The sequence below is a fragment of the Cyanobium sp. Cruz-8D1 genome (assembly GCF_024345975.1).
GTDB lineage: Bacteria > Cyanobacteriota > Cyanobacteriia > PCC-6307 > Cyanobiaceae > Cyanobium.
In genome coordinates this window covers 1-25,995 of sequence record NZ_JAGQCD010000040.1, presented here as the reverse complement: position 1 = coordinate 25,995, position 25,995 = coordinate 1, and the positions used below count along the sequence as shown (strand labels likewise).

Annotated in this window: 38 protein-coding genes and 2 pseudogenes; 23 read left to right on the top strand and 17 right to left on the bottom strand. The window is 63.8% G+C overall.

What is annotated here, in order from left to right; all coding sequences use genetic code 11:
* Window positions 1-207: 207 nt before the first annotated feature.
* The 6 genes and pseudogenes from KBZ33_RS17595 to KBZ33_RS17575 all read left to right on the top strand — a co-directional run bounded on the left by KBZ33_RS17595 (window position 208) and on the right by KBZ33_RS17575 (window position 4,182).
* Window positions 208-666 (top strand): hypothetical protein, encoded by a 459-nt coding sequence (locus KBZ33_RS17595; RefSeq protein WP_254954727.1) that lies wholly within the window; start codon window positions 208-210, stop codon window positions 664-666.
* A 76-nt stretch (window positions 667-742) separates the two neighbouring features.
* Window positions 743-1,291, top strand: coding sequence for a hypothetical protein (locus KBZ33_RS17590; RefSeq protein ID WP_254954726.1), 549 nt, complete (start codon window positions 743-745; stop codon window positions 1,289-1,291).
* Entirely contained in the window at window positions 1,288-1,860 is a 573-nt protein-coding gene (locus tag KBZ33_RS17585) for a prepilin-type N-terminal cleavage/methylation domain-containing protein (protein WP_254954725.1), read from the top strand. Before KBZ33_RS17590 ends, KBZ33_RS17585 begins: the two co-directional genes overlap by 4 nt.
* Window positions 1,845-2,525, top strand: a complete 681-nt coding sequence (locus KBZ33_RS17580) for a type II secretion system protein (RefSeq protein ID WP_254954723.1) — start codon at window positions 1,845-1,847, stop codon at window positions 2,523-2,525. Before KBZ33_RS17585 ends, KBZ33_RS17580 begins: the two co-directional genes overlap by 16 nt.
* A pseudogene (locus KBZ33_RS21910) lies at window positions 2,426-2,854 on the top strand (class I SAM-dependent methyltransferase); the annotation flags it as partial. The gene KBZ33_RS17580 and the pseudogene KBZ33_RS21910, both read left to right, overlap by 100 nt.
* Window positions 2,855-2,907: 53 nt before the next feature.
* Window positions 2,908-4,182 (top strand): methyltransferase regulatory domain-containing protein, encoded by a 1,275-nt coding sequence (locus KBZ33_RS17575; protein WP_254954722.1) that lies wholly within the window; start codon window positions 2,908-2,910, stop codon window positions 4,180-4,182.
* Here the strand turns inward: KBZ33_RS17575 and serS are convergent.
* The 9 genes from serS to KBZ33_RS17530 all read right to left on the bottom strand — a co-directional run bounded on the left by serS (window position 4,124) and on the right by KBZ33_RS17530 (window position 10,472).
* The gene (gene serS / locus KBZ33_RS17570; RefSeq protein ID WP_254954721.1) at window positions 4,124-5,410 is read right to left on the bottom strand and encodes a serine--tRNA ligase; all 1,287 of its coding nucleotides are present in this window, start codon (window positions 5,408-5,410) and stop codon (window positions 4,124-4,126) included. The genes KBZ33_RS17575 and serS overlap by 59 nt on opposite strands.
* 27 nt (window positions 5,411-5,437) lie before the next feature.
* Window positions 5,438-5,977: a hypothetical protein gene (locus KBZ33_RS17565; RefSeq protein ID WP_254954720.1), complete on the bottom strand. Its 540-nt coding sequence runs from the start codon at window positions 5,975-5,977 to the stop codon at window positions 5,438-5,440.
* A 10-nt stretch (window positions 5,978-5,987) separates the two neighbouring features.
* A complete protein-coding gene (locus tag KBZ33_RS17560; protein ID WP_254954719.1) occupies window positions 5,988-6,509 on the bottom strand; it encodes a type II secretion system protein J in 522 nt (173 codons plus the stop codon).
* Between the two features lie 4 nt (window positions 6,510-6,513).
* Window positions 6,514-7,095: a Tfp pilus assembly protein FimT/FimU gene (locus tag KBZ33_RS17555; RefSeq protein ID WP_254954718.1), complete on the bottom strand. Its 582-nt coding sequence runs from the start codon at window positions 7,093-7,095 to the stop codon at window positions 6,514-6,516.
* Window positions 7,095-7,655 carry a hypothetical protein gene (locus KBZ33_RS17550; protein WP_254954716.1) on the bottom strand — a complete coding sequence of 187 codons (561 nt, stop codon included), beginning with the start codon at window positions 7,653-7,655 and terminating at the stop codon, window positions 7,095-7,097. Before KBZ33_RS17550 ends, KBZ33_RS17555 begins: the two co-directional genes overlap by 1 nt.
* Before the next feature lie 6 nt (window positions 7,656-7,661).
* Window positions 7,662-9,194 carry a hypothetical protein gene (locus KBZ33_RS17545; protein WP_254954715.1) on the bottom strand — a complete coding sequence of 511 codons (1,533 nt, stop codon included), beginning with the start codon at window positions 9,192-9,194 and terminating at the stop codon, window positions 7,662-7,664.
* A gap of 287 nt (window positions 9,195-9,481) precedes the next feature.
* Window positions 9,482-9,751, bottom strand: coding sequence for a NifU family protein (locus KBZ33_RS17540; RefSeq protein WP_254954714.1), 270 nt, complete (start codon window positions 9,749-9,751; stop codon window positions 9,482-9,484).
* 45 nt (window positions 9,752-9,796) lie between these two features.
* Window positions 9,797-10,195, bottom strand: coding sequence for a type II toxin-antitoxin system VapC family toxin (locus KBZ33_RS17535; RefSeq protein ID WP_254954713.1), 399 nt, complete (start codon window positions 10,193-10,195; stop codon window positions 9,797-9,799).
* Complete coding sequence (locus KBZ33_RS17530) at window positions 10,167-10,472, bottom strand: type II toxin-antitoxin system Phd/YefM family antitoxin (RefSeq protein WP_255011876.1); 306 nt, start codon at window positions 10,470-10,472, stop codon at window positions 10,167-10,169. The genes KBZ33_RS17535 and KBZ33_RS17530 overlap by 29 nt, the downstream gene beginning before the upstream one ends.
* Before the next feature lie 125 nt (window positions 10,473-10,597).
* On the opposite strand from KBZ33_RS17530, the gene KBZ33_RS17525 reads away from it, so the two are divergent.
* Entirely contained in the window at window positions 10,598-12,178 is a 1,581-nt protein-coding gene (locus tag KBZ33_RS17525) for a class I SAM-dependent methyltransferase (RefSeq protein WP_254954710.1), read from the top strand.
* Window positions 12,179-12,188: 10 nt separating this feature from the next.
* Here KBZ33_RS17525 and KBZ33_RS17520 read toward each other — a convergent pair whose 3' ends face one another.
* On the bottom strand, window positions 12,189-12,524 hold the full coding sequence (locus tag KBZ33_RS17520) for a UPF0175 family protein (protein ID WP_254954709.1): 336 nt from the start codon (window positions 12,522-12,524) through the stop codon (window positions 12,189-12,191).
* 154 nt (window positions 12,525-12,678) lie between these two features.
* Here KBZ33_RS17520 and lepA point away from each other — a divergent pair, with 154 nt between their 5' ends.
* Window positions 12,679-14,487: a translation elongation factor 4 gene (lepA, locus tag KBZ33_RS17515; RefSeq protein ID WP_254954707.1), complete on the top strand. Its 1,809-nt coding sequence runs from the start codon at window positions 12,679-12,681 to the stop codon at window positions 14,485-14,487.
* A 64-nt stretch (window positions 14,488-14,551) separates the two neighbouring features.
* On the opposite strand, the gene KBZ33_RS17510 is transcribed toward lepA, so the two are convergent.
* Window positions 14,552-14,959, bottom strand: a complete 408-nt coding sequence (locus KBZ33_RS17510) for an antitoxin Xre/MbcA/ParS toxin-binding domain-containing protein (RefSeq protein WP_254954704.1) — start codon at window positions 14,957-14,959, stop codon at window positions 14,552-14,554.
* An 89-nt stretch (window positions 14,960-15,048) separates the two neighbouring features.
* Here KBZ33_RS17510 and KBZ33_RS17505 point away from each other — a divergent pair, with 89 nt between their 5' ends.
* Window positions 15,049-15,222 carry a HEPN domain-containing protein gene (locus tag KBZ33_RS17505; RefSeq protein ID WP_254954703.1) on the top strand — a complete coding sequence of 58 codons (174 nt, stop codon included), beginning with the start codon at window positions 15,049-15,051 and terminating at the stop codon, window positions 15,220-15,222.
* Between the two features lie 50 nt (window positions 15,223-15,272).
* On the top strand, window positions 15,273-15,740 hold the full coding sequence (locus KBZ33_RS17500; protein ID WP_315859225.1) for a nucleotidyltransferase domain-containing protein: 468 nt from the start codon (window positions 15,273-15,275) through the stop codon (window positions 15,738-15,740).
* Window positions 15,741-16,278: 538 nt separating this feature from the next.
* On the opposite strand, the gene KBZ33_RS17495 is transcribed toward KBZ33_RS17500, so the two are convergent.
* Entirely contained in the window at window positions 16,279-16,890 is a 612-nt protein-coding gene (locus KBZ33_RS17495) for a hypothetical protein (protein ID WP_254954701.1), read from the bottom strand.
* 117 nt (window positions 16,891-17,007) lie between these two features.
* On the opposite strand from KBZ33_RS17495, the gene KBZ33_RS17490 reads away from it, so the two are divergent.
* On the top strand, window positions 17,008-18,159 hold the full coding sequence (locus KBZ33_RS17490) for a DUF4143 domain-containing protein (protein WP_254954700.1): 1,152 nt from the start codon (window positions 17,008-17,010) through the stop codon (window positions 18,157-18,159).
* Between the two features lie 10 nt (window positions 18,160-18,169).
* On the opposite strand, the gene KBZ33_RS17485 is transcribed toward KBZ33_RS17490, so the two are convergent.
* Window positions 18,170-18,331, bottom strand: coding sequence for a hypothetical protein (locus tag KBZ33_RS17485; protein WP_254954699.1), 162 nt, complete (start codon window positions 18,329-18,331; stop codon window positions 18,170-18,172).
* Window positions 18,332-18,410: 79 nt separating this feature from the next.
* On the opposite strand from KBZ33_RS17485, the gene KBZ33_RS17480 reads away from it, so the two are divergent.
* Genes KBZ33_RS17480 through KBZ33_RS17465 form a run of 4 tightly spaced genes read left to right on the top strand, consistent with a single transcriptional unit; the run spans window position 18,411 to window position 20,346 of the window.
* The gene (locus KBZ33_RS17480) at window positions 18,411-18,854 is read left to right on the top strand and encodes a hypothetical protein (RefSeq protein WP_255011872.1); all 444 of its coding nucleotides are present in this window, start codon (window positions 18,411-18,413) and stop codon (window positions 18,852-18,854) included.
* Window positions 18,851-19,258, top strand: a complete 408-nt coding sequence (locus tag KBZ33_RS17475) for a hypothetical protein (RefSeq protein ID WP_254954697.1) — start codon at window positions 18,851-18,853, stop codon at window positions 19,256-19,258. Before KBZ33_RS17480 ends, KBZ33_RS17475 begins: the two co-directional genes overlap by 4 nt.
* Window positions 19,245-19,742, top strand: a complete 498-nt coding sequence (locus KBZ33_RS17470; protein WP_254954696.1) for a GspH/FimT family protein — start codon at window positions 19,245-19,247, stop codon at window positions 19,740-19,742. Before KBZ33_RS17475 ends, KBZ33_RS17470 begins: the two co-directional genes overlap by 14 nt.
* A gap of 46 nt (window positions 19,743-19,788) precedes the next feature.
* Window positions 19,789-20,346 (top strand): prepilin-type cleavage/methylation domain-containing protein, encoded by a 558-nt coding sequence (locus KBZ33_RS17465; RefSeq protein ID WP_254954695.1) that lies wholly within the window; start codon window positions 19,789-19,791, stop codon window positions 20,344-20,346.
* Window positions 20,347-20,375: 29 nt separating this feature from the next.
* Here the strand turns inward: KBZ33_RS17465 and KBZ33_RS17460 are convergent, their stop codons facing one another.
* The 3 genes and pseudogenes from KBZ33_RS17460 to KBZ33_RS17455 all read right to left on the bottom strand — a co-directional run bounded on the left by KBZ33_RS17460 (window position 20,376) and on the right by KBZ33_RS17455 (window position 20,942).
* Entirely contained in the window at window positions 20,376-20,528 is a 153-nt protein-coding gene (locus KBZ33_RS17460; RefSeq protein WP_255011870.1) for a hypothetical protein, read from the bottom strand.
* 73 nt (window positions 20,529-20,601) lie between these two features.
* Window positions 20,602-20,694, bottom strand: a pseudogene (locus KBZ33_RS21905) (hypothetical protein); the annotation flags it as partial.
* 20 nt (window positions 20,695-20,714) lie between these two features.
* Complete coding sequence (locus tag KBZ33_RS17455) at window positions 20,715-20,942, bottom strand: DUF433 domain-containing protein (RefSeq protein WP_254954693.1); 228 nt, start codon at window positions 20,940-20,942, stop codon at window positions 20,715-20,717.
* A gap of 998 nt (window positions 20,943-21,940) precedes the next feature.
* Between KBZ33_RS17455 and KBZ33_RS17450 the strand changes: the two genes are divergently transcribed.
* From KBZ33_RS17450 to KBZ33_RS17435, 4 genes are all read left to right on the top strand, one after another.
* Window positions 21,941-22,351 (top strand): ParD-like family protein, encoded by a 411-nt coding sequence (locus KBZ33_RS17450; RefSeq protein ID WP_254954692.1) that lies wholly within the window; start codon window positions 21,941-21,943, stop codon window positions 22,349-22,351.
* Window positions 22,352-22,371: 20 nt separating this feature from the next.
* The gene (locus KBZ33_RS17445; RefSeq protein WP_254954691.1) at window positions 22,372-22,938 is read left to right on the top strand and encodes a zeta toxin family protein; all 567 of its coding nucleotides are present in this window, start codon (window positions 22,372-22,374) and stop codon (window positions 22,936-22,938) included.
* 348 nt (window positions 22,939-23,286) lie between these two features.
* Window positions 23,287-23,538 (top strand): type II toxin-antitoxin system Phd/YefM family antitoxin, encoded by a 252-nt coding sequence (locus tag KBZ33_RS17440; RefSeq protein ID WP_255011868.1) that lies wholly within the window; start codon window positions 23,287-23,289, stop codon window positions 23,536-23,538.
* Between the two features lie 12 nt (window positions 23,539-23,550).
* On the top strand, window positions 23,551-23,817 hold the full coding sequence (locus tag KBZ33_RS17435; RefSeq protein WP_254954689.1) for a type II toxin-antitoxin system RelE/ParE family toxin: 267 nt from the start codon (window positions 23,551-23,553) through the stop codon (window positions 23,815-23,817).
* Window positions 23,818-24,230: 413 nt separating this feature from the next.
* On the opposite strand, the gene KBZ33_RS17430 is transcribed toward KBZ33_RS17435, so the two are convergent.
* Entirely contained in the window at window positions 24,231-24,443 is a 213-nt protein-coding gene (locus tag KBZ33_RS17430) for a hypothetical protein (RefSeq protein WP_315859224.1), read from the bottom strand.
* A gap of 172 nt (window positions 24,444-24,615) precedes the next feature.
* Here KBZ33_RS17430 and KBZ33_RS17425 point away from each other — a divergent pair, with 172 nt between their 5' ends.
* The 4 genes from KBZ33_RS17425 (at window position 24,616) to KBZ33_RS17410 (ending at window position 25,920) form a co-directional block, all read left to right on the top strand.
* Window positions 24,616-24,807 carry a type II toxin-antitoxin system HicB family antitoxin gene (locus KBZ33_RS17425; RefSeq protein WP_254954688.1) on the top strand — a complete coding sequence of 64 codons (192 nt, stop codon included), beginning with the start codon at window positions 24,616-24,618 and terminating at the stop codon, window positions 24,805-24,807.
* A 157-nt stretch (window positions 24,808-24,964) separates the two neighbouring features.
* Window positions 24,965-25,210, top strand: a complete 246-nt coding sequence (locus tag KBZ33_RS17420) for a FitA-like ribbon-helix-helix domain-containing protein (protein WP_254954687.1) — start codon at window positions 24,965-24,967, stop codon at window positions 25,208-25,210.
* Window positions 25,210-25,602 carry a type II toxin-antitoxin system VapC family toxin gene (locus KBZ33_RS17415; protein ID WP_254954686.1) on the top strand — a complete coding sequence of 131 codons (393 nt, stop codon included), beginning with the start codon at window positions 25,210-25,212 and terminating at the stop codon, window positions 25,600-25,602. The genes KBZ33_RS17420 and KBZ33_RS17415 overlap by 1 nt, the downstream gene beginning before the upstream one ends.
* 93 nt (window positions 25,603-25,695) lie before the next feature.
* On the top strand, window positions 25,696-25,920 hold the full coding sequence (locus KBZ33_RS17410) for a ParD-like family protein (RefSeq protein ID WP_254954685.1): 225 nt from the start codon (window positions 25,696-25,698) through the stop codon (window positions 25,918-25,920).
* The last annotated feature ends 75 nt before the right edge of the window (window positions 25,921-25,995 follow it).

The window sequence follows — 25,995 nt, the reverse complement described above, 5'->3', positions numbered from 1 at the left end:
TTGTGACTCTTTGCTGCTCGTCCCAGAAGCCTCTCTGACCCACAGTTGTTGTGAAGATTGCTTAACCGATCATAATCGGAATCATGCCACAATCAAGTGCCTTGTTGATTTTTCGAAGTTCCCTTAAGAGGAAGTACGCCACCTTTCTCGGGTACTGTCCCAGTTGAAAACTGTACAACACTGGTCTCTGAGAATGTATTCAACCCGGTGGCTGAATATGACAGGTTTAACATCTTTGGCAGGGATACCTCACCAGAAAGCACCTGCATCGATGCGGGACGCACCAACCAACCGTGCAATCAAATCATCATCATCGGCGCTGACTCTTCTGCTACGGCAGCCAACCGCTCCCGTATTGCAGGTGCCTGGTTCTATCTGCCCTGGGGGCTTGTCTCCTTCTGCGTCAATGGTTGTGGTCCTTTGCCAGCCCTCACTGCGGCAGAATTGGCAACGGATGACAGCTGGAACTTCGGTGGCAGGATCTGGGTTCGCACGATTCTGGCTGGCGGGCAGAACCATTTTCGAGTTCCGCCATCAGCCTCTTCAAGCCTCACCCAATTGGTAGGCGTGGCCAATTCCGCTGACGTGTCCTTCATTGGCTGGGAAGGTATTGACTGGGTCGCGCGGACACCAACGGCTGCGCGCAAGGGCTTTTCTTTGAATTAGAGTTATGAAGAGATTCTTGCGAGATCGACTCAACGCAATCCCGTCCTCGGATCAAGGGATTGGAATCCTTGAGTCATTGGTGCTCACGGTCATGTTGATGATTGTGGTCAGCTCTACGGCGACCATTTTCAACAGCATCAACCGCAGAACACTCTCCACGCAACAGCAGGTGGTGATGCAGGCCTCCATCGATGACAACCTGAGTCAAATTAAGACGCTTGCCCGTCGCTTTACCTGCTGCTCTGGGGTCTGCACGACAGTGCCGCCTACCAGTTTTGGTGTCGTCAGTGGCGTCACGCAGCCATGTGCAACCAATAATCCATTGGATGATCGTTATTACTTCCCTCAGGTTGACCTTACCTCGACAACAGCCAACTTTCCCAACACAACAACCTCATCAGAGCCGATCGCTGTGGAGCAACTCTGTGCAGCCAGCAACAACACAGCCTTCATGACCCCGTTTCGCAATGCCGTGGATGGTCTAGGACAGCCTGTCAACGCCACCCGCACCACAGCGATTCAGGCCGAGCGTATCCTCAGAGTGACATTCACAGATAACAACAGCAATAATCGGGTGACGCGAGTGGAGAACATCATTCCCCACATGGCTTATCACTGCCCATGAGCATCCTGCCCAGAGTCTGCCAGCGCCATCAACGATCCCAGTCTCAGGCCTTCACCTTAAGCGAGTTGATGGTGACGGTGGCTGTGATTGGCATTGTGGGCTCGCTTGTTTTTGCTTCTTCCCAGGTCTTCTTGCGCCGTGATCAGGCCAATGCCGCCGCCGCCGAGCTGGTGGGTTGGCTGGAGGGCATCTCTGGACGATCCGGTGCCTTCGGACCCTGCACCGTGCAGTTCACCACAGCCAATGGCTTGGCCCCCGGCGCCACCTTCGCTTCCTTGCAAGGCAGCGATGCCCGGTGTACCTCGGAGGCCAACTTGGCGCTGCCTTCCACCGATGGTAACCGCACATACAATGTTGCTGTCACGTACACTCCCGCCGGGACAACATCCATGGCGTTCACGCCACGTGGTGGCGTCGTTGCCAATGGAGTGGAAGCCATTGTCAAGATCTCTGTTAACAACCAGCTGCCTTTGCGTTGTGTGAGAGTGTCTTTTGGCACCCTCAGCACAGGTATTAATAATGCCACCGGTGATGTTACGCAGGCTTGCAGCGTATGGGAGCGGACCTGATGAAAGCTGCTACTGGCCGAAGGCGACAAAACCATGGCTTTACCCTGATTGAGCTGCTGATCGGTGGGGTTCTTTCTGTTATCGCTTTGGGATCCGTAGCCATCCTGGGAGTCCATCAGATTCGTATTGCTGACCGTGTCTATGCCCTTACGACGATCAACCGCAACTTTCGGCGTATCTCCGATCTGTTGAAAACAGAAGCGGGTGAAGCCTGCTTGCTGCGTCGAGGCGTGGACCCAGGAACATCAAGGACCATCACTCTACCGGATACACGCTGCAAGCCTGCTCCAGCATCCGCACCACCCCCCGCCGCGCCAAACAACGCTGAATGTGCAACGCCTTCAGCAACAGCAGACTTAAGACTTTTGGTGCCGATTCAAGGGGCCAACAACACCATTTCTTACGACGTGATCCGCTATGAACTGGTCGGCACCGAATTACGTCGCATTGGTCCACAAGTCGACACCAATGGTCTGCTGACCACCACCCCGTCTACTTCAGTGGGCAGCCAACGGGTCTTGACCAATGTCTCCACGTTTGTTCCAACGGTGTCAGCTGATTGCACATGGGTCAGGTTGGATCTGGGTCTGAGCGTTCCCGGTTCTGCGGATGTGGAGACGCGTACCCTCACTCTCTACTCCGGAGCCTCCGAGAGCATCAACTGATTTGGGCGAGGCCTCCTGGGATCACGGCTATCACTCGTCAAGGTCATACACGAGTGAGTTTTATTGTGAACTGTGCCCCAGTTGGATGGATCTTGCCGCCCTTCATGGGGCATCTGCCGGCTCGGGATTCTGAGGGTGAGCCGTTCACTTTCCTCGACCTCGGCTGTGCCACCGGCTTTTCTTTGGTGATGCTGGCGGCCCTTTATCCAGAGGGGCACTTCTATGGCGTTGACTTTCATCCAGATCATGTGGCCCATGCCCATGCCCATGATCTGGTCCGTCGAGCAGGGTTGAAGAATGTGGCCATCATTGAGGCCGACTTTCTGGATTTGGCCGGCTCCGATGTCTCACGCCCTGGCCTGCGGGTGGCTGTCATTAAGTGGTGGCCTACGGTATTTCGCCCTGGGTCACTGCGTCGGTTCAGAGCGCCCTTCTTGCCGCGGCGGCGGCATCCCTGCGCCACGGTGGCCTGTTCTACTGCTCCTACAACACCTATCCGGGTTGGCTGGCTTGCAGCAGTTTTAAGCAGCTTCTGGCCCTTGAGCTACCGACTGCAAAGCCAGGTGCGCTGGGCCATTGCTTTCACGAATCGGCAAGCCTTCTGAATCAACTGCTCGGGGAGGAATCCCAGCCTTCTCCCCTGGGTTCGGCCCTGCCTGGTTTACGCAGAGAGTTGCAATCATTGCAGTTTGCACTTGTTGACTATCTATGCGGTGAGTTTGCCAATCCAGGTTGGTCGCCGCTATATGTCTTAGAGATGCTGGCGCGGTGCGCGACCCACCAGTTCTCCTTTCTCGGGTCGGTGACTTACTCCGAGTCCTTCATCGAACTCCTGCCGCCACCTCTGCGCGAGCTCGCGATCCCGGAAATCAGGCCAGCGGCCCGTGAACTCCTGATTGATCTGGCCACCAACAAGCGATTTCGAATAGATATCCTGACGAGGTGGAATGTACGGCTCACCCAGCAGGAATGGGGCCAGCGCCTTGCCTCGCTGTCGTTCCAGTTGGTGCTGCCCCAGCGTGAGTGGCTCCCCACGCCCCGGGACACCCTTCACTTCAGAGCCACCTTCGGGGACATTCAGGGTGACCTGAAGGCCTACGGACCCGTGATCACGGCCGTCTCGGATGCACCGGCTTCGATGGGTTCCCTACTGAGCTCCAGCCAGCAAACCCAGGGCGAGCTGGTGGTCATGCTCGCGTTGTTGCTCGAGGCGGGGTGCATCGGCTTCGACCGGGGGGCTGCAGGAGCCAAGTCGACACCGCTGGTTCAACGCCTCAATCAAGTGCTGCTGGACCGCATGCAGGAGGGGCATTCCTACACCCAATTGGCCTTGCCGGCGGTGGCCTCCGCCCTTCCATTCTCAATTCTCGAAGCCTTGATCGATAAGGGGCTTCAGGACCGTCTCGAGGAGCCGATGCTCAGCAGCTGTGTGCTGTTATGGCTCAAGGAGCTGGGTGTGCAACTGCTCAGTCAGGACAACCAGGTGATCACCGAACCGCAAGCCCAGATCGACAAGATTCAGACGATTGCAGCCACCTTCATCGCTACCAAGCAACCGCTGCTGAAACGCCTGGGTGGCCTCCCCGCGGCGACTCCCCTCAATCCGCCCCGATCGTGTCGGAGCCGAAGTAAGGCACCAGCGCCTCGGGCAGCCTGACGCTGCCGTCCGCCTGTTGGCCCGCCTCCAGCAGGGCCGCCATGGTGCGCCCCACGGCCAGACCACTGCCGTTGAGGGTGTGCAGCAGGCGGGTGGTCTTGCCGTCGCGGAAGCGGATCGAGGCCCGCCGGGCCTGGAAATCGCCGCAGCTGCTGCAGCTGGAGATCTCGCGGTAGGTGCCGGCCCCCGCCAGCCACACCTCCAGGTCGTAGGTGCGAACGGCGGAGAAGCCCAGGTCGCCCGTGCACAGCTCCAGGCGCCGGTAGGGCAGCTCCAGGGCCTCCAGGATCGCCTCGGCATCACGGGTGAGTTGCTCGTGGGCGGCTTCCGAGTCTTCGGGGCGGCAGAACCAGAAGAGCTCCACCTTGTTGAACTGGTGCAGGCGGATCAGGCCGCGGGTGTCGCGGCCATAGGAGCCGGCCTCGCGGCGGAAGCAGGGGGTGTAGGCGGCGTACTTCAGCGGTAGGGCTTCGGCGGCGAGCACCTCGCCGCGGTGGAAGGAGGTGACGGGCACCTCGGCGGTGGGGGTGAGCCAGAGGTCGTCCTCGGCGCAGCGAAAGCTTTCCTCGGCGAACTTCGGCAGCTGGCCGGAGGCGGTGAGGCTGGCGGTGTTCACCAGGATCGGCGGCAGCACCTCGGTGTAGCCCCGTTGGCTGTGGCGATCGAGCATGAAGCTGATCAGGGCCCGCTCCAGCCGGGCCCCCTGGCCCAGCAGCGTCACGAAGCGGCTCTGGGCGATGCGCACCGAGCGCTCGGTGTCGACAATGCCCAGCCGCTCGGCGATCTGCCAGTGCTCCTGAAGTTGCTCGCCTTCCGCGGCCAGCCGCGGGCTGCCCCAGCGCTTCACCTCGACGTTGTCGGCCTCGCTGCGGCCCGTGGGGCAGAGGGGCGAGGGCAGGTTGGGCAGCACCATCAGTTGCTCGCGCAACTGCGCCTCGATCCCCTTCTCCTGCTCCTCCAGCGCCGCCACCTGCTGCTTGATGCGGTTGCCCTGCTCCCGCAGCTCCTTCACCTCCGCTCCCCCCGGCGCCGCGCCGGCCTTGATCCGCTCGCCCACCTCGCGGCCGACGCGGTTGCCCTCCGCCTGCAGCTCACTGCGATGCTGCTCCAGGTCGCGGGCCTCCAGGGCCAGCTGGCGCAGGCCTGAGAGGTCGGTGGCCAGACCGCGCCGCGCCAGGGGGGCGGTGATCAGCGTCGGGTCGTTGCGCAGCAGGCGCTGATCCAGCACGGGAGAAGCCCATCGTCTAGGGGCAGCCTACGGACCGGGCGTTCGCTCCAGCACCTGGCGATCGCAGCGGCTGTAGGCCTCGACGGCCGTGGGCAGCAGGTCCATGCCGTTGCGGATCTCCGGCGGCAGCAGCTGTTCGAGTTCGGCGACGGCGGCGTTGTAGGCCTGCTGGGCAGCGCGGACTTCCTCGCTGTCGGGCGCGTAGCGCTTGGAGGCCAGGAGCAAAGGCTTGGTGGCGTTGGTGAGCCGCGCCGAGGCGGCCAGCACCTTCTCCTGGTGGACCCGGCAGTAGAGGTAGCGATCGATCGGGGCAGCGGCCGGCGGCGGCTGTGCCGGCTGCGCCGCAGGACTGGCCGGGGCGGGCGGCGGTCCCTCGCCCTTGAGGGCGGCGGTGAGGCAGGCGGCATTGCGTTTCAGGGCCTGCTCGGGGGTGGGGGCCTTTTCGGCCTCACTGCGGCAGGCGGCCCGCTGCTGAGCGCTCACCACAACGCGCGTCCCCTGGCAGCCGAGCAGCAGCAGGGGCAGCAGCAGTGCCAGCAGGCGCTGGGCAGAACGCTGGCAGCGCATCGGAACGACCTCAGGGGTAGCTGGATGTGCGCGAGCGACTGGAGCTGGACAGCCCGGTGTAGGTCGTTCCGCGCCCATCGTTGAGGGACAAGGTATAGGCAGGTTCGCGGCTGTTGGTGATGGTGGGTTGGAAGGCGTCGACGTTGGTGAGCATGTCGGAGGCGATGTTTTCTGCGCTGAGATTCAGCGTGCCGTCGTCATTGATGGGCGGGCCTGTGCGGGTCAGGGTGCCGGCGTCGAAGGCGTAGGTGACCGTCTGGCCGCCCGAGAGGGTGAGGGTGAGGGAGGTGTTGGCAACGGCGGTGGCCGAGGCGGATTCGGTGATCTCACTCTCCAGCAGATGGTTGATGCGGCCCCAGTGGTCCTCGAGGCGCCGCACCGATTCCTGCTGGGCCGACACCCGGATCTGGGTCACCATCACATTGCTTCCGGTCGCGATGATCAACCCCATGATCACGGAGGTGATCAGCAGTTCGACGAGGGTGAAGCCTCGCTGCCGGTGGCGTTGGGGATGGGACGTGAGGTGTTTCATGGCTTCAGAGGGTGCCTCCGTAGCTGTTGTCGGGACAGGTGCCGGCGTTGGAGTTGCTGGCACCGATGCTGACCAGGCCGAGGCCTTTGGAGATGCGGACGCAGCGCAGGGGCCCAGTGGTGTCCGCCAGGGAGATCTTGATCACCACCGGGCCGGCGAGCTGGGTGTTGGCGGCCGCGGCATTGACCGTGCCGCGGGGGGTGAACTTGAAGCTGGTGACGCCGGCCGGGGCAATCACGTAGGTGGAGTTGCCGAGGCTGCCGCTGATCCGCATCGGTTGGCCGGTGAGGCAGTTGTTGGGGATGGGGTCGTTGGAGGGGTTGGTGACCAACTCCGAGGCCGTGGCCAGGGTGGCGCCAGCGGTGAGATTGCCGCCGCCGATGGTCACCTGGCAGGCATTGCCCTTGAGGGAGGTGCGCCGCACCGCATCCAGCCAGCCGGACAGCTCGATGGCCACGGCATTCACCCGCTCCCGGCGCCAATCATTGCCGGAGGCGGCGATCCCGACGGCGGAGAGGATGCCCACGACCGCCACCACCACGAGGAGTTCGATCAGGGTGAAGCCGTGGTGGGAGGAGTGTTTCATCAGGGGCACCAGGCGACGGTGGTGGGCACGAGCATGACCCGGCGCAGCACTTCGATACTCGTGCTGTTGGTGTAGCTGTAGGTGATGGTGTAGCGGTGGACTCCCTCCTGGTTGTTCGGGTCGACGGCGTAGGTGATGCCGGCGGCGGTGAGGCCCGAAGGGGTGGGCCCGATATCGGCCACCAGCTGGGTGATCAGGCCGTTGGATTGACACAGGGCCTCGAAGGAGTTGCCGGCGGCGCTGTTGCCATCGGCGGCGGTGGAGGTGGGTGCGGGGAAGAAATCGTCCTTTTCGAGCTCCTCGGCCCCCAGGCTGGTGCAGGTGCCGGAGGCACAGGTGTAGCGGTCGTTGAGCCGCCGTACTCGGGCTAGATCGGTGTCCACCAGTGCCTGCTGGCGGTAGCGCAATGACGCTGCCGCTGAACTGCGGTTGGATTCCATGAACAGGACTGACGTGCCGGTGAGAGACAGCACCAGCAGCAGCGAGGCCACCATCAGCTCCACCAACGAGAAGCCGCTGACAGGGCGCTGGCGCCTAGGGAGAGGGGAGGAATGGTTCACGGTGGATCAGGAGTAGGTGAGCCGCTTGACGGCTCTGGTGACGTAATCAATTCCAATATCGGAGTAGTCTTCGCCGCAGAATTTCATCAGGCTGCAGACACTGGCTAAATCAGTGTCAGGGATGTTGATTGTCACATTGCCATTGGCAGTGAAGTCATTCGTCCAGATCACGCCGGAGATCTTCACGTTGCCTCCCATGGACACGTTCCCATTCGGGAAGTAGACGAACAGACTCTGACTGTTGCCATTGCCGTTGGCAAAATCGACCGTCTGGGCGCCACAGGGGGATGGAGCGCCCACGGCACAGCCGAACAGGGCAAGATCTGCCGCTTTCAATGGGTTGGTTGTCGATGTGGTGGTGTTGCAGGCGGCGCTGCCGTTCTGCGTGTTGCATTGATGGATTTCTGTTCCGTTGCCAAGGGCGATGGCGGAGCCGGCGTTGGGGAAATGGAGCCGAACCGGAATAGTGGAGCTCCCTGCCGAGGCACCGCTGACATCAATGATCAATGTGCGGTTATTAGAGCTGCTGAGGCTATTGATGCTGCAGGCCACGCTGGCGTACGTGGACGATGTGGTGGTGTTGCCGTTGGCATCCTGCTTTTTGCAAATGCTGTTCCATGGGGCGGGCCAGCTGGCGAAGTTCCTGGTGGCCAGGGTCAGGTCGCTGGTCACCGCCACGTTGCAGTGCACATCCGGGGAGTTGCCCCTGCAGAACGTGTTGTCGGTGGGTAGTGGGGGTGGAATCTGGACGTCCACCACGTTGACGCTGGTGTTTTTCAAGCTGCTATGACAGCCCGATGGGCTTGAGGCCAGGCAGGTGATCGGATCGACGGGCTCGAAGGAATCATTGACGATCTCGTAGGAGCCACCCTTGATCACCAGATCACCGCTGTTGTCGTCGGCGGCCCCGGCAACGAAGCCGAAGCCCGGGGCCAGGGTGCAGCGGCGATTGTCGTTGCCGAAGGCGTTGCGCAGGCTGCGGTCGAGGCACTTGGGTACCACCTCCAGGGTCTGCCGAAGGGTGGTGGCGGCCACGACAACGTCGCCGCGGAGGGCCTCACCGCGCACTGTGAGGATGAGCTCCCCGTTGCCCTGCTTCACGTGCTCGGCAGTGGGGCAGTCATCCGGCTCCAAAGGGATCAATCGCGAGCGCTGCTGGGAACCATCGCCGATGTTGTTTCTCTGGTCGGGGTGGGTGATGATTCTCTGGTCAGGGTGGGTGGCCGTCTTGTCCTCGAAGAGGAAGGTTGTTCTCACGTCCGCGTAACCGGAATCACGCCCATCCACAACCTTGACTCTCGGGTCTGTGGCAATGGCGGCTGGTGTGGCCGTGTTCAGCAAGCAGGCGTTAACGAGCAAACGGCGGTTGCGGGGGCGGTTGAGCTCACTCACCACGGCCGTCATGCCGCTGTCGGCGGCGGCCCTGGCTTCACGGCTCTGGCTCTGGTAGGCGGAGGCCAGCTCGGCCAGGCTGGAGCGGTTCGAGATCGCCAGACTGCCCAGCAGCACCGCCATGGCGATCAGGAGGGCCGCCACCATCGAGCCCCTTTCCACCGGGGGGCACCTGAACCGCTGCCCAACCCTGGAGGGGCCAGACAATGCCCGTAACAGAAACTTCGTCGTCATCGCTCTACCCCTCCGCTGCCGCAGGCCAAAACCTGTGGGATCGCAGCATTCTTGCTGCAACTTCAAGTTAGGACCAGAACGCTGCTGGTCCCTGAGTTTGGTTACCTAGGGGGCTGGGCGTTGCGGAAGAAAAGGATGACAATCGGTCATGAAAAAGCCCTCCGCGTGGGAAGGCTGTCCAGGGTCTTTTCAGGTGGGATTCAGAGCACCTGAACCACTTCGCTCACTTCCGGGATGGCTTCACGCAGCTTGCGCTCGATGCCCATCTTGAGGGTCATGGTGCTGCTGGGGCAGGAGCCGCAGGCGCCCTGCAGGCGAACTTTCACCACCGGGCCGTCGATTTCGACCACTTCAACGTTGCCGCCGTCGGCCATCAGGTAGGGGCGCAGCTCATCAAGGGTGCGCTCCACGTTCTCGATCGTGAGGGCGCGGGGGTCGGTGCCGGTTTCGGTGGTTGTCTCGGTGGTCATGGGTACTCCATTGCTTGCCCAGAGCTTAGGAAGCCCGTGGCCGGTTCAGACGAGCCGCACGGTCGGTCCGTAGGCCGCCAGCTGGCGGTCGGCGCTCAGCAGCAGCAATGGTTCGCATCGGCTCTGGGCGACGAGGAGCCGATCGAAGGGATCGCTATGACCCTCGACGGACTCCAGCGTTCCCACGGCCAGCAGGTGTTCGTTGCGCAGGGCCAGCCAGCGGAAGCCCTGTTCCGGAATGCGGCGCTCCACCTGCACCAGGTCGGCCGAGAGGCGTCCGAGCGCTGTCTTGATGGCCATTTCCCAGAGTGAGGCCTGGCTGACGAAGACCTCGTGGTCGGACTGCTGCAGCAGGCTGATCACGGCGGTGGGAAGGCGTGGATCGGCGCTCAGCCACCAAAGCACCAGATGGGTGTCAAGCAGCAGACGTGCCACGGGCTCCATCCGCAGGAAAGAGGTTGGGGTCGAACAGGCCGTCAACCGGGGCGTCGAAATCGTCAGACAGGCTGATCGCACCGGCGAGGGCACCCGGAGGGGCGATCCCCCCTGCCTTGCCACCACAGGGCACCAGCCGGGCGATCGGCCGGCCAGCCCGGGCGATCACAACGTCCTGTCCAGCTTCCACCTGCTGCAACAGACGGGACAGATGGGTCTTGGCCTCGTGCACGTTCACCAGCACGGGGGCCAGAAGGGGTGCGGAGGGAGGCTCTGTCGCCGACATGCGGAACCAATCAAACTAAGTCTTAGTTTAGTTTGGATGGAAGGTCAAAGCCGACGTTCGGCCCATGTCGCTGGCAGCGGCCGGATCCTGAGCCATCCTGCGCGCACAGCGCCTGCCACGCCGGGATGGATCTCAAGCCCGCCTATCCCACCGACAAGACCTACGGGGCCTTCCTGCACCGGGAGCTGTCCGTGTCCTGGCTCGTGCTGGCGACCCTCATGGGAGGCCGCCACCGGCTTGGCCCCGGCCTGGTCCGCACAGGTTTCCACTACCTCGATTTCGGCTGCGGCCACGGCCTGAACCTCCTGTTCAACGCCGCCGCCCACCCCCAGGCCCACTTCTACGGGCTCGACCTGAACCCCACCCACATCGCCGCCGCCACCGCCAAGGCGGAAGCCCTGGGCCTGAGCAACGTCCATTTCGCCCTGGCGGATCTGACGACCTTCGCGGAGGGGCTGCCCAGCACCGGCCCCTGCCGCGGCTGGCCGGAGGCTTTTGATGTCGTGGTGGCCCATGGGCTGGCGAGCTGGGTGGGGCCCGAGGTGAGGCAAGCCCTCATTGCGGCGGCGGGAAGTGTGCTGCGGCCGGGGGGGATCTTCTACTGCTCCTACAACACCTATCCGGGCTGGCTGTCGCGCAGCAGCCTGCAGATGCTGAGCCTGGAAGAGGCTCTGCGCGGTGGGGGCAGCACCTCCCTGGCGGGCATTCGCAAGGCGGCCGAGACCCTGATCCGATGCACCGGCACGGAGGACAACGCCTGGCCCCTCGGCAAGGAACTTCCAGGGCTCAGAGCCTTGGTGGAGCTCATTCAGTTGAGCCCGGAGCCCTACCTGATGGGCGAGTACCACTCGGCCCATCAACCCCTCTATGTAGGCCCCATGCACCGGCTCTGCAGGGCCCATGGCCTCACCCACATCGGTTCGGCCACGCTGCCGGAGATGTTCCCCGAGATGCTGGACCCGGAACGGCGCGCCCTTGTTCTGGGGGCGGCTGATCTGCCCATGCGCGAGGTGTTGCTGGATCTGGTGATCAACCAGACGTTCCGGCGCGATCTCTTCGCCCGGGGGGCCTGTCCGCCATCGGCACCATGGCGCCGCCAGGTGTTGGCGGATCTGGGTCTGCACCTCGGCGCCGCCCAGGCGGATGACGCCAATGAATTCGCGACGAGTCTCGGTCTGCTGGCCATGGATGCCGACTTCATGCGGGCCTTGAGGGGAACCCTTATGGATCGCTCCGAGAGCCTGGGTTGGCTCCTGGATCAGTCGTCCCTGGAGCTGGAAGACATGCTGATGCGGCTCTCCGTTCTCCTCGGAGCGGGAGTGGTCGGCGCGAGCGTCTCCAGCGGCGCCGACGCTGAGGCGTTATCGAGAACCATCGCCGCTTTCAATCAACGTTGCCTCGACCAGATCACGGCGGGTGAGGAGATCGGCGCCTTGCTTTCTCCGGTTCTCCTGCAGCCCGTCACCGTTTCCTTGCTGGAGGCGTTCTGCCTGCAGGCCGCCAACGCCGATCTTCCCGCCGAAGACGTTGTCCAGCTGGTGTGGATGGGGATCACGATGGCCGGCGGCAGTGTGAAAGACCCTGAGGGACGGCCGATCGAGGATCCGAACCAGGCCCTGGGCCACCTGCAGGAGTTCTGGGAGACCTTCGGTCGCGAACGCCTGCCGGTGCTGCGGCGGCTCGGCATCGGCCTTGCCACCGCGTAGCCCAGCCCCTTCAGAGATTTTTCAAGGCCTCCAGGTCGGAACAGGTGTCGGCCGGATCGCTGGAGCTGAGTGGAAGCCTCAGGCTGGAGAGGAGTTCAAGAAAGTGCGGCAGTGGCAGGCCGGCGATACGGGCGGCGGCGGCGGTGGAGATCGAACCCGACTGGATCAGGGTCAGGGCGAGGCCGGAGCGCACGGCGGCCGTATCGGCGACGCCTAGCCGATCAAGGGCAACCACCAGCGCCGTGGGCTGATCACGGTTAGTGACCAGCGCCATGGCATCGGCCTCGGCCGCGCGGATCACCGTGAAGGGGTTGCTCTTGAGTTGGCGGATCGTGAAGGCCTGCAATGGTTCCCCCGCACTGTGGTCACACGCTAGGCCCACTGGCCGTAGGAACACCCCCCAGGCGGGCGCTCTTGTGGCTGGGTAGTCCCTGGCCGCCGCTGCCTAGGATCGCTCCATCTTGTGGTGGCCCCTTGGGGTCGCCGGCCGCTGCCCCCCTATGACCGACGTTCCCGCCCAGCGGATCCGGAATTTCTGCATCATCGCCCACATCGACCACGGCAAATCGACCCTGGCCGACCGGCTGTTGCAGGACACCGGCACCGTGGCGGCCCGGGACATGCAGGCCCAGTTCCTCGACAACATGGAATTGGAGCGGGAACGGGGCATCACGATCAAGCTCCAGGCGGCCCGGATGGAGTACAAGGCAGCCGACGGCCAGACCTACATCCTCAACCTGATCGACACGCCGGGCCACGTCGACTTCTCCTATGAAGTGAGCCGCAGCCTGCTGGCCTGCGAGGGCGCCCTGCTGGTGGTGGATGCCAGCCAGGGGGTGGAGGCGCAGACGCTGGCGAATGTGTACCTGGCGCTGGAGAACGATCTCGAGATCATTCCGGTGCTCAACAAGATCGACCTGCCCGGGGCCGATCCCGATCGCATCAAGACGGAGATCGAGGCGATCATCGGCCTCGACACCTCCACGGCCATCAATTGTTCGGCCAAGACCGGCCTGGGGGTGCCCGAGATCCTGCAGGCGGTGGTGGATCGGGTGCCGGCGCCGCCGGACCAGGCGGATGAACCGCTGCGGGCCCTGATCTTCGACTCCTATTACGACCCCTACCGGGGCGTGATCGTCTATTTCCGGGTGATCAGCGGTGTGATTGCCCGCAAGGACAAGGTGCTGCTGATGGCCAGCGGCAAGATCATCGAACTCGACGAGGTGGGCGTGATGGCGCCCGACCAACGCCAGGTGGACAGCCTCCACGCCGGCGAGGTGGGCTATCTGGCCGCCTCGATCAAGGCGGTGGCCGATGCCCGCGTCGGCGACACGATCACCCTGGCCGCCAATCCGGCGGCCGAACCGCTGCCGGGCTATGCCGAAGCCACGCCGATGGTGTTCTGCGGCCTGTTCCCCACCGATGCCGACCAATACCCCGACCTGCGGGAAGCCCTCGACAAGCTGCAGCTCTCCGATGCGGCCCTGAAGTTCGAGCCGGAGACCAGCAGCGCCATGGGCTTCGGTTTCCGCTGCGGCTTCCTGGGCCTGCTGCACATGGAAATCGTGCAGGAGCGGCTGGAGCGCGAGTACGACCTCGACCTGATCGTCACCGCCCCTTCGGTGATCTACCAGGTGACAATGATCGACGGCAGCACCCTGATGGTGGACAACCCCGCAACCTTGCCCGATCCCCAGAAGCGGGAATCGATCGAAGAACCCTATGTGAAGCTCGAGATCTACACCCCCAATGTGTACAACGGCGCCCTGATGGAGCTGTGCCAGGAGCGGCGCGGTGAGTTCATCGATCTGAAGTACATCACCACCGACCGGGTGACGCTGCACTACGAGATGCCGCTGGCGGAGGTGGTGACTGACTTCTTCGATCAGATGAAGAGCCGCACCAAGGGCTATGCCTCGATGGAGTACAGCCTGATCGGCTACCGCCGCAACGAACTGGTGCGGCTCGATGTGCTGATCAACAGCGAGAAGGCCGATCCACTCACCACGATCGTGCACCGCGACAAGGCTTACAACGTGGGCAAGGGGCTGGTGGAGAAGCTCAAGGAGCTGATTCCGCGGCAGCAGTTCAAGATTCCGATCCAGGCTTCGATCGGCAGCCGCATCATCGCCAGCGAAAGCATCAGCGCCATCCGCAAGGACGTGCTGGCCAAGTGCTACGGCGGCGACATCTCCCGTAAGAAGAAGCTGCTCAAGAAGCAGGCCAAGGGCAAGAAACGCATGAAGGCGATGGGCCGTGTCGAGGTGCCCCAAGAGGCGTTCATGGCGGTGCTGAAGCTGAATCAGTGAGGTTGGCTCAGCTCAAAAGGCGTGGTGAGCGCGTGCGGCTTGCGGAAAATCCGCCAGACCTGCATCAGCTGAAGATGCCGTGGTTGAGACGGAGCAATACATCTTTCACCTGATGGGCACCAATTTCGGTGTCGAGGAGATCAAGTGGTACCTCGCCACCTAGCGCACGGTTGGGACTCTTGAGCCAGACGCGGGCTTTATCGATGGAGCCAAGCACCTCAACAGTCTGGGCGATCGTTTTGGCCACTCGGTAGAGCCTGTCAGATTCCTGAGAGGTCAGCGACTGCGACGCCTTCCTGCGAGCGATGGTCCGCGGCGGAATCCCTAAAACGGCCGTCACCTGCTGCTGGGAGATCGCGAGGTGGCTGGATAAGGCCTCAAAGGCTGAGAATGGCAGACCCTTGCGGACCGCCTCGCGCAGCTCGGCCCCGTCGCCTGCTTGCAGATGCAGGATCGCGCTCGGATCTGCCAAGGCAGGTCTGGAAGGTGTGTGGAGGTGCAGCATCTGGCAATATTAAAACGGCTTTTTGGCATTGGAATCCGCAAGGCCAGAATGGCCCGATGGCTGAATGCTCCGCTGACTGGCTGAATCAGCCCCTGCAGGATCTTGAACAGGCTGCTGCCTCCATGCAGGCCGACCGCCATGAGTGGGCCTGCTTCGCGGCCCATCAGGCCACCGAGAAAGCCTTGAAGGCCCTGAATCTGGCTCTGGGCTGCTGTGCCCGGCAAGGGTGACTTGCAGCCCCCGTATCCGGAGGCAATCGACGACCGGCTCCGCTTACTGGATGGCTTCTATCTCCCCACCCGATATCCCGACAGCTACCCGGAGGGCACACCCGGTGAACATTTCGGCAGACTACAGAGTGAGTAGGGACTGTTTCATGCCACCGCCATCATCGAATGGGTCCGTGCTGCGATGGCCCCGCTCGGCCCACGTCCTTGCGCAGGCGGCCCGGTGGGCCCGGTGCCAGGCCGCTGCCCATCCGGAGCTGGTGGCTGTGGGGATTTTTGGCTCCTATGGGCGCGGGGATGCTGGAGTGGGAAGCGATCTGGATCTGTTGCTGGTGCTGCAGCAATGCGAGTTGCCGATCTGGGAGCGACTGCGAGCCTGGGACACGGCGGACCTGCCCCTGGCCACCGATCTGCTCATCTACAGCCGCCAGGAATGGGAAAGCCTGCCGGCGTGGAACCCCAAGCTGGCGGCCACGCTGGATCAGGACATGCGCTGGCTGATAGCGCCGGCTGTCGCTTGACTGCGTCGGCGTGGGACGGCCTCCAGTGCGGGCTCGCTGCCGCCAAGAGCCGCCAGGCGGCGGGCACTTTCCCGTTGGACGAGGGCTCGCAGTGCCTCGCGGATCAGATCGTCGTCGAGATTCAGGGTGGTGCGCATGGCCGGCCAAGCCCACGAGGAGTCAGGCATCAATCATGGCACCAGATGATGCGCCATCTGATTCATCTTGTACCCCGACGGCCACCCCGAGAGCGTACCCGTTGAACATTTCGGCGGACTGCAGAAGAGTGAGCAGGGACTCTTTTCTGCCACCCCGATCATCGAATGGGTAAAGGCTGTGCTGGCCTACTACCACTCGCCGGTCCACCGCTGTAGGGAATGCAGTGGTTTTTGTGGAGTCTGGCTACAGCCGGCAAGTTCTTTGAGGGCATGATTGTATTCATGCAAGGTGTCGGCTTGCCCCTGATCGCCAGAGAATTTGCGCTCACAGATCTGGATAAGGGGCTGGTGACGGCAGCCACAGTGGCCGGGATGTGGGAACCATCTGACGGCCGTCTGCCTCACCCCCCATCCGTCGAACGCCGCCGGTGCTCCTTCCTAGGGCCTGTGGCGTCGGTGCGGAAGAACAGGTCCGGGGTGAGCCCCACCCGCCGCATCTGGCGCAGTCCCTGGCTGCGCAGCAGCAGCAGCCCGAAGCCCGTCATCGTCTGCAGCAGCAGGGTGGTGATCAGGCGCACCGGGTTGAGCAGCTGCTGCTGGAGCGGTGACAGGGACGCCACCCCCTGCCGTTGGTGGATCAGGCTGGCGGCGTCGTGGATCGTGACCGCCGGCAGCAGCAACAGCAGGATCAGGCCCAGGGGCAGCAGGGTGTGGTGCAGGGCTCCGGTCCAGGGCTGCTCCAGCCGGTTGCGCCGGTGGCCGCCACTGAGCAGGTAGAGCGAGAAGCCCACGAGCAGCAGCGGCAGGGGCGGGGACAGGCCGATCAGGGCGCCGAGCCGGACCTGGGGAGGCTCGGCACTGGCGAAGCTCGCCGCCAGCAGCAGCGTGACCAGCTCCAGCACCAGCAGCACCAGTCCCACCAGCCGCAGCTGGCCGATCGAATAGTCGAGCTGGTGGCGTTGCACAAAGCCATCGACCTCGTCCCGGGTGTCCCTGGTTCTCGGGTGGGTCATGGGCGGCGGCGGCTTGTGTCCTTGGCTGGGAACTCTGGCGCATGCCCCGGGCGCCCATCCAGCCCTGGCACCGGCATTATTGGAGGCGCAAACTCCAAAAAGGCGGCGGATTTGGAGGTGGTCAGGCGATTTCTGCAGGAACCGGCTGGGAGTTTTTTCCTGTTCGGTCCCCGTGGCACCGGTAAGTCGACCTGGTTGCGCCAGGCCCATGGCAGCGCCTACCGGCTCGACCTGCTCGATCCCGAGGCCCAGCGCCTTCACCAGGCCAGGCCTGAACGGTTGCGGGAGAGGGTGTCCGCCGAACCTGGCATCGCCATGGTGGTGATTGATGAGGTGCAGAAGGTGCCGGCTCTGCTGGATGTGGTCCACGCCCTGGTGGAGGAGCAACCCGACCTGCGCTTCGTGCTGACCGGATCCAGCGCCCGAAAGCTGCGCCGCGGCAGCTGGAATCTGCTGGCCGGGCGCCTGGTGTCGGCCTCGATGCACCCCTTTCTGGCGGCGGAACTGGGGGTTGATTTCAGCCTCGACCGCGCCCTGCGCTTTGGTCTGGTGCCCCTGGTCTGGGAAGCGATCGATCCGGAGCAGACCCTGCGGGCCTACGCCTCGCTCTACCTCAGGGAGGAGGTTCAGGCCGAGGCGCTGGTGCGTGATCTTGGCGGCTTTGCCAGGTTCCTCGAAGCGATCAGCTTCTCCCATGGCTCCACCCTCAACCTCTCCGCCGTGGCGCGGGAGTGCCAGGTGGGCCGCAAATCCGTGGAGAGTTACCTGGGCATCCTGGAAGACCTGTTGCTGGCCTTCCGGCTGCCTGTCTTCAGCCGGCGGGCGAAGCGCCAGGTGGTGGCCCATGAGAAGTTTTACTACTTCGATGCCGGTGTGTTCCGCTCGCTGCGGCCGGCTGGCCCGCTCGATTCCCCTGCGGAGATCGAAGGCATGGCCCTGGAGGGATTGGTCGCCCAACACCTGCGGGCCTGGATCGCCTACCGGCGCAGTGGCGATCAACTCTTCTACTGGCGCACCAAGGCGGGCCGGGAAGTGGATTTTGTGGTGTACGGACCCGACAGCTTCACGGCCCTGGAAGTGAAACGCAGCCGCCAGCTTCACTCCGGGGATCTGCAGGGACTGAAGGCCTTCCAGGCTGACTATCCAGAAGCCAGGGTCGCCCTGCTCTACCTGGGCCAGGAACCGTTGCGGATCGATGGGATCCTCTGCCTCCCCTGCGGAACTTTCCTTCAGGGAGTGGATCCGCTGCAACCGCTGCCGATGGTCTGATCAGGAGGCGTCAAGCCAGATCTGAAAACGAGCGCCTGGCCCAGGCCACCGCGTCGGCCACATCCGCTGCCGTGAGTCCCAGCCCCGCCAAGCGGGCCCGCACGTCGGTCGAACCGAGCTGGTTCTTGCGGCTGTCCTCGGGTGGGAACTCTGGAGCAGACGTTGCTGTCACCGCCATGACCTCGTTGCCTGAACGCCATCACCCCCCCCGATCACAGGGGTTCGTACTGCCCCTGGCCATGGGGGCGTCCATGGTTCTGTTGTTGGGCAGCCTCTCCGCCCACACCGTCAGCCTCCAGGTGCGCCTGCAGGGGATCCGGGAGCAGCAGCAGCGCCACGCTGAAGACCGGCTGGCCTCGGCGGGCCAGCAGTTGCTGGCCGATGTTTACCGCAGCCATCCCTGCCTGCTGGCGCTGCCGCTCGAGCACTGGGACTCCCAAGGGCTGGCCTGCGCTCCCGCCCCGGCGATCGCCTCCCTCAAGGCCGGCCAGGTGCTGGGCAGCGCCTACCGGCTGGTGAGCTGGAGCCCGCAGCTGGCCCCGGCCGAGCTGCTGCTGGAGCTGGCCGCCGCCGCGGGGCAGCCGGCGCGCCAGGGGGCCTTCGCTGTCCAGCTGACGCCGGCCCAGCCCCCCGCCCAGCCGCAGCCGCTGATCACCGACGTGCGCCTGGTGGGCCTGCGGGGGGTGGCGCCATGAGCCTGCTCGAACTGCTGATCGGATCGACGGTGTTGGCCTCAGCGGCGGGAGCCTCCCTGCAGCTCTGGGCCCTGGCGGGCGCGGCGGCTGTGGCCGAGGAGCGCCAGCAGCAGCGGATGGAGCAGGCCGAGGCCGCGCTGTTGCGGGCCGAAACCTTCCTGCGCGGCCTGGCCCCTTCCGCTGGCGACTGCACCGTGGCGGCGACCCAGCTGCTGCAGGTGCTGGCGGCCGACCCCCTGGCCCCGGGGTTGGTGCGCCACCTGGAGACTTCAACCAGCGGCGATGGGGTGGTGCTGCGGCTGGTGGTGGACGGCGAGGCCACACCGCGCCAGCGGCTCTATGTGCCGGCGGTTCTGGGCCTCTGCGGGCCCGCGCCGCAGGGAGGGGGCGGTGGCAACCCCTGATCAGGGCGGCTTCACGCTGAGCGAAACCCTGCTGGCCCTGGTGCTGGTGGGCCTGCTGGCCCAGCTGGGGCTCACTTCCGCCAGCACGGAGCTGGCCGCCGCCCGGCTGGAGGGGGCCAGCCGCCGGGTGATGCTGGGGCTCGAGCGGGGCCGCGATGCCGCCCTGCGGCTGGGCCAACCCTGCGCCCTGGCCCTCACCGCCACGGGCTGGCAGGAGCCCCAGGGCAGCAGCCTGCCCCCCTGCGAAGGGGCCGCACTCGATCTGGGCGAGGGCCTGGGCGGGGGGCCGGCGGTGAGCCTCAGCCACAACCTGCCGGCTGCGGTGCGCTTCACCAGCAACGGGCTGATCATCGACGGCGGCACCGTGCTGCTCAGCACCGAGGGCACCGACCTGGTGCGCTGCGTGGTGGTGGCCCTGCCCCTGGGGGTGACCCGCCTGGGCCGGCAGGGGCCGGGCGGCTGCCTGCCGGATCCGCGGCCCTGAGCCGCCCTTTCATCGGAGTTGCACCATGGCGTTGAAGTGTTCCAGGATGATCCCAGCTCCCCGTAGGGCGGGATTCACGCTGGTGGAGCTGCTGCTGGCGGCCTGCCTCGGGCTGCTGGTGTGGGGGGTGGTGCTGCAGGCGCTGGTGGCCGATGGCCGCCAGGTGGAGCGGATGGTGCGCCAGCTGCGCGAGCGGGGCCAGCAGCGGCGGGTGCTGGCCCTGCTGCGGGGCGATCTGCTGCGCGCCGAGCGGGTCGACCTGGCCCTGGGAACCGGGGCCGCCTGCGGCCTGGGTGGCAGGACGCCGGTGCTGCAGCTGCAGACGCCGTCCGGCCCGATCACCTACACGGTGGGCGCTGCCCCCAGCGCCATCTGGCGCGGCCGGGTGCTGATGCGTTGCGGCCCAGCCTTCGGGCTATACGGCGAACCCAGCGCCGGAACGGCCCAGAACCGGGTGCTGCTCGATGGACTCACCGACCCGGGCCTGGCCGCCGCCCTGGAGCCCGACGGCCTGCTGCGCCTGCAGCTGCGGCAGGAGTTCGAGCCTGCTGGTGGCGGCACCCAGCGGATCGAAACGACGGTGCGGATGGGGGCGGGGGGGTGAGGGGGGGCCTTCGCTGATGCGGCAACGTTTCAACCCAGGCGGTTGAGCGGCAGGATCCTCACCCGCTCCCGGCGCTCGTCGGCAACCACCAGCGCCCCTTGTTCGATCTCTGCGGCATAGGTCCTGAGCACAGAGAGCACCAGGTGCCCAATCACGTCTGGCAGCACGTTGAGGCAGCGCACCTGAATGACGCTGGTCCAGGTCGTGGGTGAAAACGGTATAGCCGTGGGCAGCGGCCCAGCACATCAGGGCTTGATCAGGAGCCCGTGGATCACCGACCTCTGACCAATGCACCGCTTGATGGCCGGCTGCCCGCAACAATGGAATCCAATGAATCGACAGGTTCATGTCGACCAGCAAGCTGGCCATCAGCTCAGGACCAGAGCCTCTTCCCGCTCCTCCATGCGCCAGGCTGCGTAAGCAAGGGCCTCATCAATATCTGCCGCCACGAGCTGTGGGTAAGCCTGCTGGATCTGTTCACGACTGCTGCCGCTGGCGATCAGGCCAACGATCGTGCCGACCGTAATGCGCAGCCCGCGGATGCAGGGCTTGCCGCCCATGACGGCGGGATCGTGGCTGATCCGGGAAAGTACCATCGTTTAATCGTAGGCCGATTAGCCCTGGTTCATAGGTCGCTGGGTTCAAGGTCAGTATGTTTTGCGGTTCTTGCAAGCATTCTTGGGCCGTAGCCAAGACCTTTTTGGCTTTGGCTGACGGCCAATGGAATGGCTCCTGCCGATTCCCCATTTTCAAGTCAATCAGCGATAACGTGAAGAGCCAAAATCTCAGCCTTTGCCATCGCGTCGGCCGAGGAACTGCCATACGCCAAAACTCCGGGCAGCTCTGGCACCTCGGCGATCCAGCGTCCGTCTATTTCTTGTTCTTGAGCACAGCCGGGAGGCTGCCATCCAAGCGTTTGATGGTGCCGGCTGCACCCCTCTCCGCCTGGGCCGGCGCTCCACGTGCAGATTGACCATCTGTTCAGCCATTTCATTTTACTCTCGCTTTGACCTCAATAGCCAGAGCCTTCGTCGTACAAGAAGGGGCCTGGAATGGCGGCACCTGCAGTCCAAGTCGTCTGACTCAGGTCCGTGAATTGTCATAGCTTACCTGCAGGTCCACGACCTTCGAGATAGGCAACAACGCCTCCAAGAAGTGCTGCTGGCGAGAGTCGCCGGAATCCCTGATCCGTAGCGTCCGTGAGCGCTGCGCCTGATCGCAGATGACACGATCGCCATCTGCAGCTGAAAGCCCTGGGCCTGCAACGTCTGCGACGGCTGGCCGATCAGGTGCTGCCCTGAATCGATGGGGTCTGGGGGCTGCCTGTTCCTGTCCGCAGGCGACGTTCAGGCCTCCCAGCTTCAGCCGGCTCCAGCCTCAGCCCATCCACGTGGCCTGATGGGCTAACCGTCGTTGAAGCTGTACAGGTCCGGCTCAGTGGCGAGTTCAGCAACGGTGCCTCCAGTCATGGCCAGCCGATCCAGGTCCCCTGCCAACAGGCGCCCTGGGGTGGATGGCCACGTAGCATTCTGCTACAGTCCCGCGGTGATTCCTTCTGTGGGGGCTCCTCGTCATGCCGAAAGCCGCTTCTCCCGTGCGTTTGCAGAGAGAGCTGATGGAGAGCGCCGCCTTGGTCGGGGCCCGGCACCATCGCAGTGCTGCCGAGCAGATTGAATACTGGGCCGCCCTGGGTCGCCAGGTGGCCCGGGTGCTCGACCCAGACAGCCTGTTGGACGTGGCCGCGGGCTTGACGCGCCTCAGGCTTGAGCCTGTGGCGGCACCGATCGTGGCCCCTGAGCAGGTGTTTGCGGCACTGGATGCTGATCGAGAGTCCGGTATCCTGGCCCAGAACGTGAGTACGGCGGCCTTCCGCTATCAGGCGTCCATCCGTCAACCTGGCCACCTGGAACAGATCGGCCCCGATGGCACACGACGCGTGGGGACGTTTCGTGATGGGGCCTTTGAGGCGATCGACAACGAGCCCTGCAGCGGCTCGAAGCGTTGAGCCAGCCAAGGCAGCTATGGATGCTGGTGGGGGGCAATGGAGCTGGAAAATCAACGTTCTATCGTCTCTATCTCCAGCCTCTTGGCGTGCCATTTGTGAATGCCGATGTGCTCGCCCGGGTCGTCTATCCCGACGCTCCCGACGCTCCCGAGGCGCACAGTTATGACGCGGCCAAGCTCGCTGAAGAGCAGCGGCTCAACCTGCTGCTCAGAGGGGTGAGCTTCTGTTTTGAAACGGTGTATTCCCACCCCTCCAAGGTGGACTTCGTCGGCCGTGCCAAGGCCCTTGGCTACCAGGTGATCCTGGTGATGATTCACCTCGAAAGCCCAGCCTTGAACCAGGCGCGCATCAGCGAGCGGGTCAGCGAAGGAGGGCATGATGTGCCTGCTGACAAGGTGGTGAGCCGCATCCCCCGGCTGCTGCGGCATGTGAGAACGACGCTGCCGGTCTGCGACGTTGCCAGGGTTTACGACAACAGTTCAGCAGACCATCCCTTCACCCCCAACTTCACGGTGAGGCACGGAAGGATCGAGCGTCATTTCGCTCCTTTGCCTGATTGGGCGGAGGCTCTGCTGGCAGGTTTCTGAGTTGCCATCAGCCAACGTCGTGGACACCGGGCACACTGGTCATTCATAGGCTGTTCAGAAACTCAGCAACGGTTTGAATGATCAGGTCACCGGTGAGCAGTCCATCAGCCTGACAGGCTTGGGCAGCACGCTAGATCTGAACGGTCACTCACTTCACAAACGCATCCAATTCTTCAACCCACTGAAATACTGCTAATCGGTACCAGCTGTGGTTGGGGGTCTGCAGCGCCAGCGGGTCGTTGGTGAACACATTGGTTCAGCCCGAGGTGCTCGAAAAAAAATCTGGCTGATGGGCGCTAAGGTAATTGCGTGCATCAAGCTGATCCGTCTGCATAAAACGCTATGACGATGGGGGAAATCACAGTTGGCCAGGCTCAGGAGCGTCTCGCTGAGCTGATCGACTCCACGCAACGCAGTGGTGAACCGGTGGTGTTGACAAACCAGGGCCGCCCTGTAGCCGTGGTTCTTGATCATGCAGCCTTTGAGCGACTTGTGGAAGCCGCAGACCATGCCAGCGACTGCGCTGCCCTGTCGCTGGCACGAGGAGATAACGACACCATCCCTTGGGAGCAAGCCAAAGCGGCTCTGGGCTTGGGTTGAAATCTGAGCTTCATGGCATCTGGTCGCTACGAGATTCGTTTAGCTCGACGTGCGCTGCGCTCTTTGTCTGGACTGCAACAACGGGATCAGCAACGCGTCGCCTCCGTCATTGATTTGCTGGCAGATAATCCCAGACCTCCGGGCTGCATCGCGCTCCAAGGGGAGACCGGGGTGTATCGCGTCAGAGTTGGAGATTACCGAATCGTATACGAAGTGATGGATCAAATTCTGATCGTTCAAGTCGTTCGGATTGGCCATCGCCGTGATGTCTACCGCTGAGGAGGCTGATCAGAAATTCTCTCCGCGGCCAGGCTGGATGGGGTGCTCAGTGCTACCAGCAACCGCTGCGACCCGTCCTGCACTTGGCTTGCCTCGTTAGAGTACTGAAAAAAACTGTACATTGTGTACAGGCATGATTGACGGGTTCTGGCGGTAGTACGGAAGACGCCGCTGGCCAGCGCGAGTCGACTATCAAGATCCACGACTATCAAGATCCACGACTATCAAGATCCACGACCAGGTCTCGCTGCATTCACGCAATGCCCACTTGAATACCTCCAGGATGCTGATGGAAGGAACCACCAGGCTCGCCTCGGCATCAAGTCCATCGAGAAACCGCTCACAGGCGGTCAGCCTCCCGTTGGAAGGTGTTCTCCCCACACAAAAAGCCACGCAGGGCATAACCCCGCCGTTCAGGCCTCCCAGATCTCCGCCAGCTCCAGCCTCAGCCCGGGGAACCCCTCGCCAGACTCCAGCACGGTGGCGTCTTGAAGGCGCTGGGGCTCGCCATCGGTGTCGCTGCCCCAGATCTCGACAGCCTCCTGCTCGGGGATCAGCAGCCAGCCCAGTTGGGCCCCATTGGCCTGGTAGGGCGGCCATCTTGCGGCGCAAGGCGGTGAGGCCACGGGGGCCGGCGTCGCTGGGACTAGCGAGTTCGACCAGCAGATCGGGGCAGAGGGGCGGGAAACTGCGGCCTAGAGACCCTGCCCTGCCTCGCACGTGGGTCTGGCCGGAGCATGGGCGACTTTAGTAGGTTAATTGAATACCCCAGCCCAATAGCTCCCGGAGGACCATTCAATGCAAAAGATCAAGTACGTTCATTGGCAGGAGGATGATTCCTGGCTTGGGTACCTTCAAGAATATCCTGATGACTGGACGCAAGGCGACACTCTGACTGATTTAGTTGAGCATCTGAAAGATCTCGACCTTGATCTTTCATGTGGACATATTCCGGGTGCTCGCAAGGTCGGTGAACTCGTCATGTCATGAAGCGAACTGATCTGATCAGGTCGATCGAACGGGGTGGCACACAGCGGATCGAGGCGACGGTGCGGATGGGGGGCGGGGGATGAGGGTGGAGCTCAAGGTGTCGCAACATGCCATCCGCATGCAATCCAAGTAATCTGACGTAAGTCCGCGAGCTGTCATGGCCTCCCTTCAGATTCGCGACCTGCCGGATCCGTTGCACCGCCTGCTGCAGCGGCGGGCCAGCGCCCAGAAGCGCAGCCTGAGCCAGCAAGCCCTGGCTGATCTGGAGGCGATCGCTGGCGGGGACCCGCGGCAGCGGCGCCAGCTGGCGCTGGAGAGGATTGCCCAGCGCTGGCAGCAGCGACCCGCGCTGCAGTGGGGGGAGTCGCCGGAATCCCTGATCAGCAGCGACCGCGAGCGCTGATGGCGCCGACGCTGGTGCTTGATGCCTCGGCGGTGCTGCGCCTGATCACGCATGATCCGATTTCCAGTGGCTGGGCGGAGCAACTAGGGCAGGCGCCGCTGGTGCTGGCTCCCGAGCTGATGCTCACGGAAGTGGCGAATGCGCTCTGGAAGCTGCAGCGCGGTGCTGGGCTGGCGGGCATGGATCCCCAGCAGCTGCTGGCGGACGCCGCCGATCTGGTGGATCAGATCGAGCCTGACCGCCATCTGCAAGTGGAAGCTCTGGCCCTGGCCTGCCATCTGAACCATCCCGTCTACGACTGCCTTTACCTGGCCCTGGCCCGGCGGGAAGCGGCTCTGCTGCTCACGGCTGATCAACGTCTCCAGCGGCTGGCTGATCAGGTGCTGCCCTGAATCGATGGTGGCTGGGGGCCTTGGTGGAGGTGGATGCCCTCGTAGCATTCTGCTACAATCAATTTGTGTCGCCTGGTTTTGGGGCTCCTCGTCATGCCGAAATCCGCCTCTCCGGTGCGGTTGCAGAGAGAGCTGATGGAGAGCGCCGCCCTGGTCGGGGCCAGGCACCATCGCAGTGCCGCCGAGCAGATTGAATACTGGGCAGCCCTGGGTCGCCAGGTGGCCCGGGTGCTCGACCCAGACAGCCTGCTGGATGTGGCCGCGGGTGTCCCGCGTCAACCCCCTTGGCCGATTCGCGACAACCAAGTTGGCCGGTGAGGGCCCCCAGGTTGTCGCCGGCGACAACCTGGGGGCGGCGACACGAAAAGTGAGCCACTCCGCTACCAGAAGCCC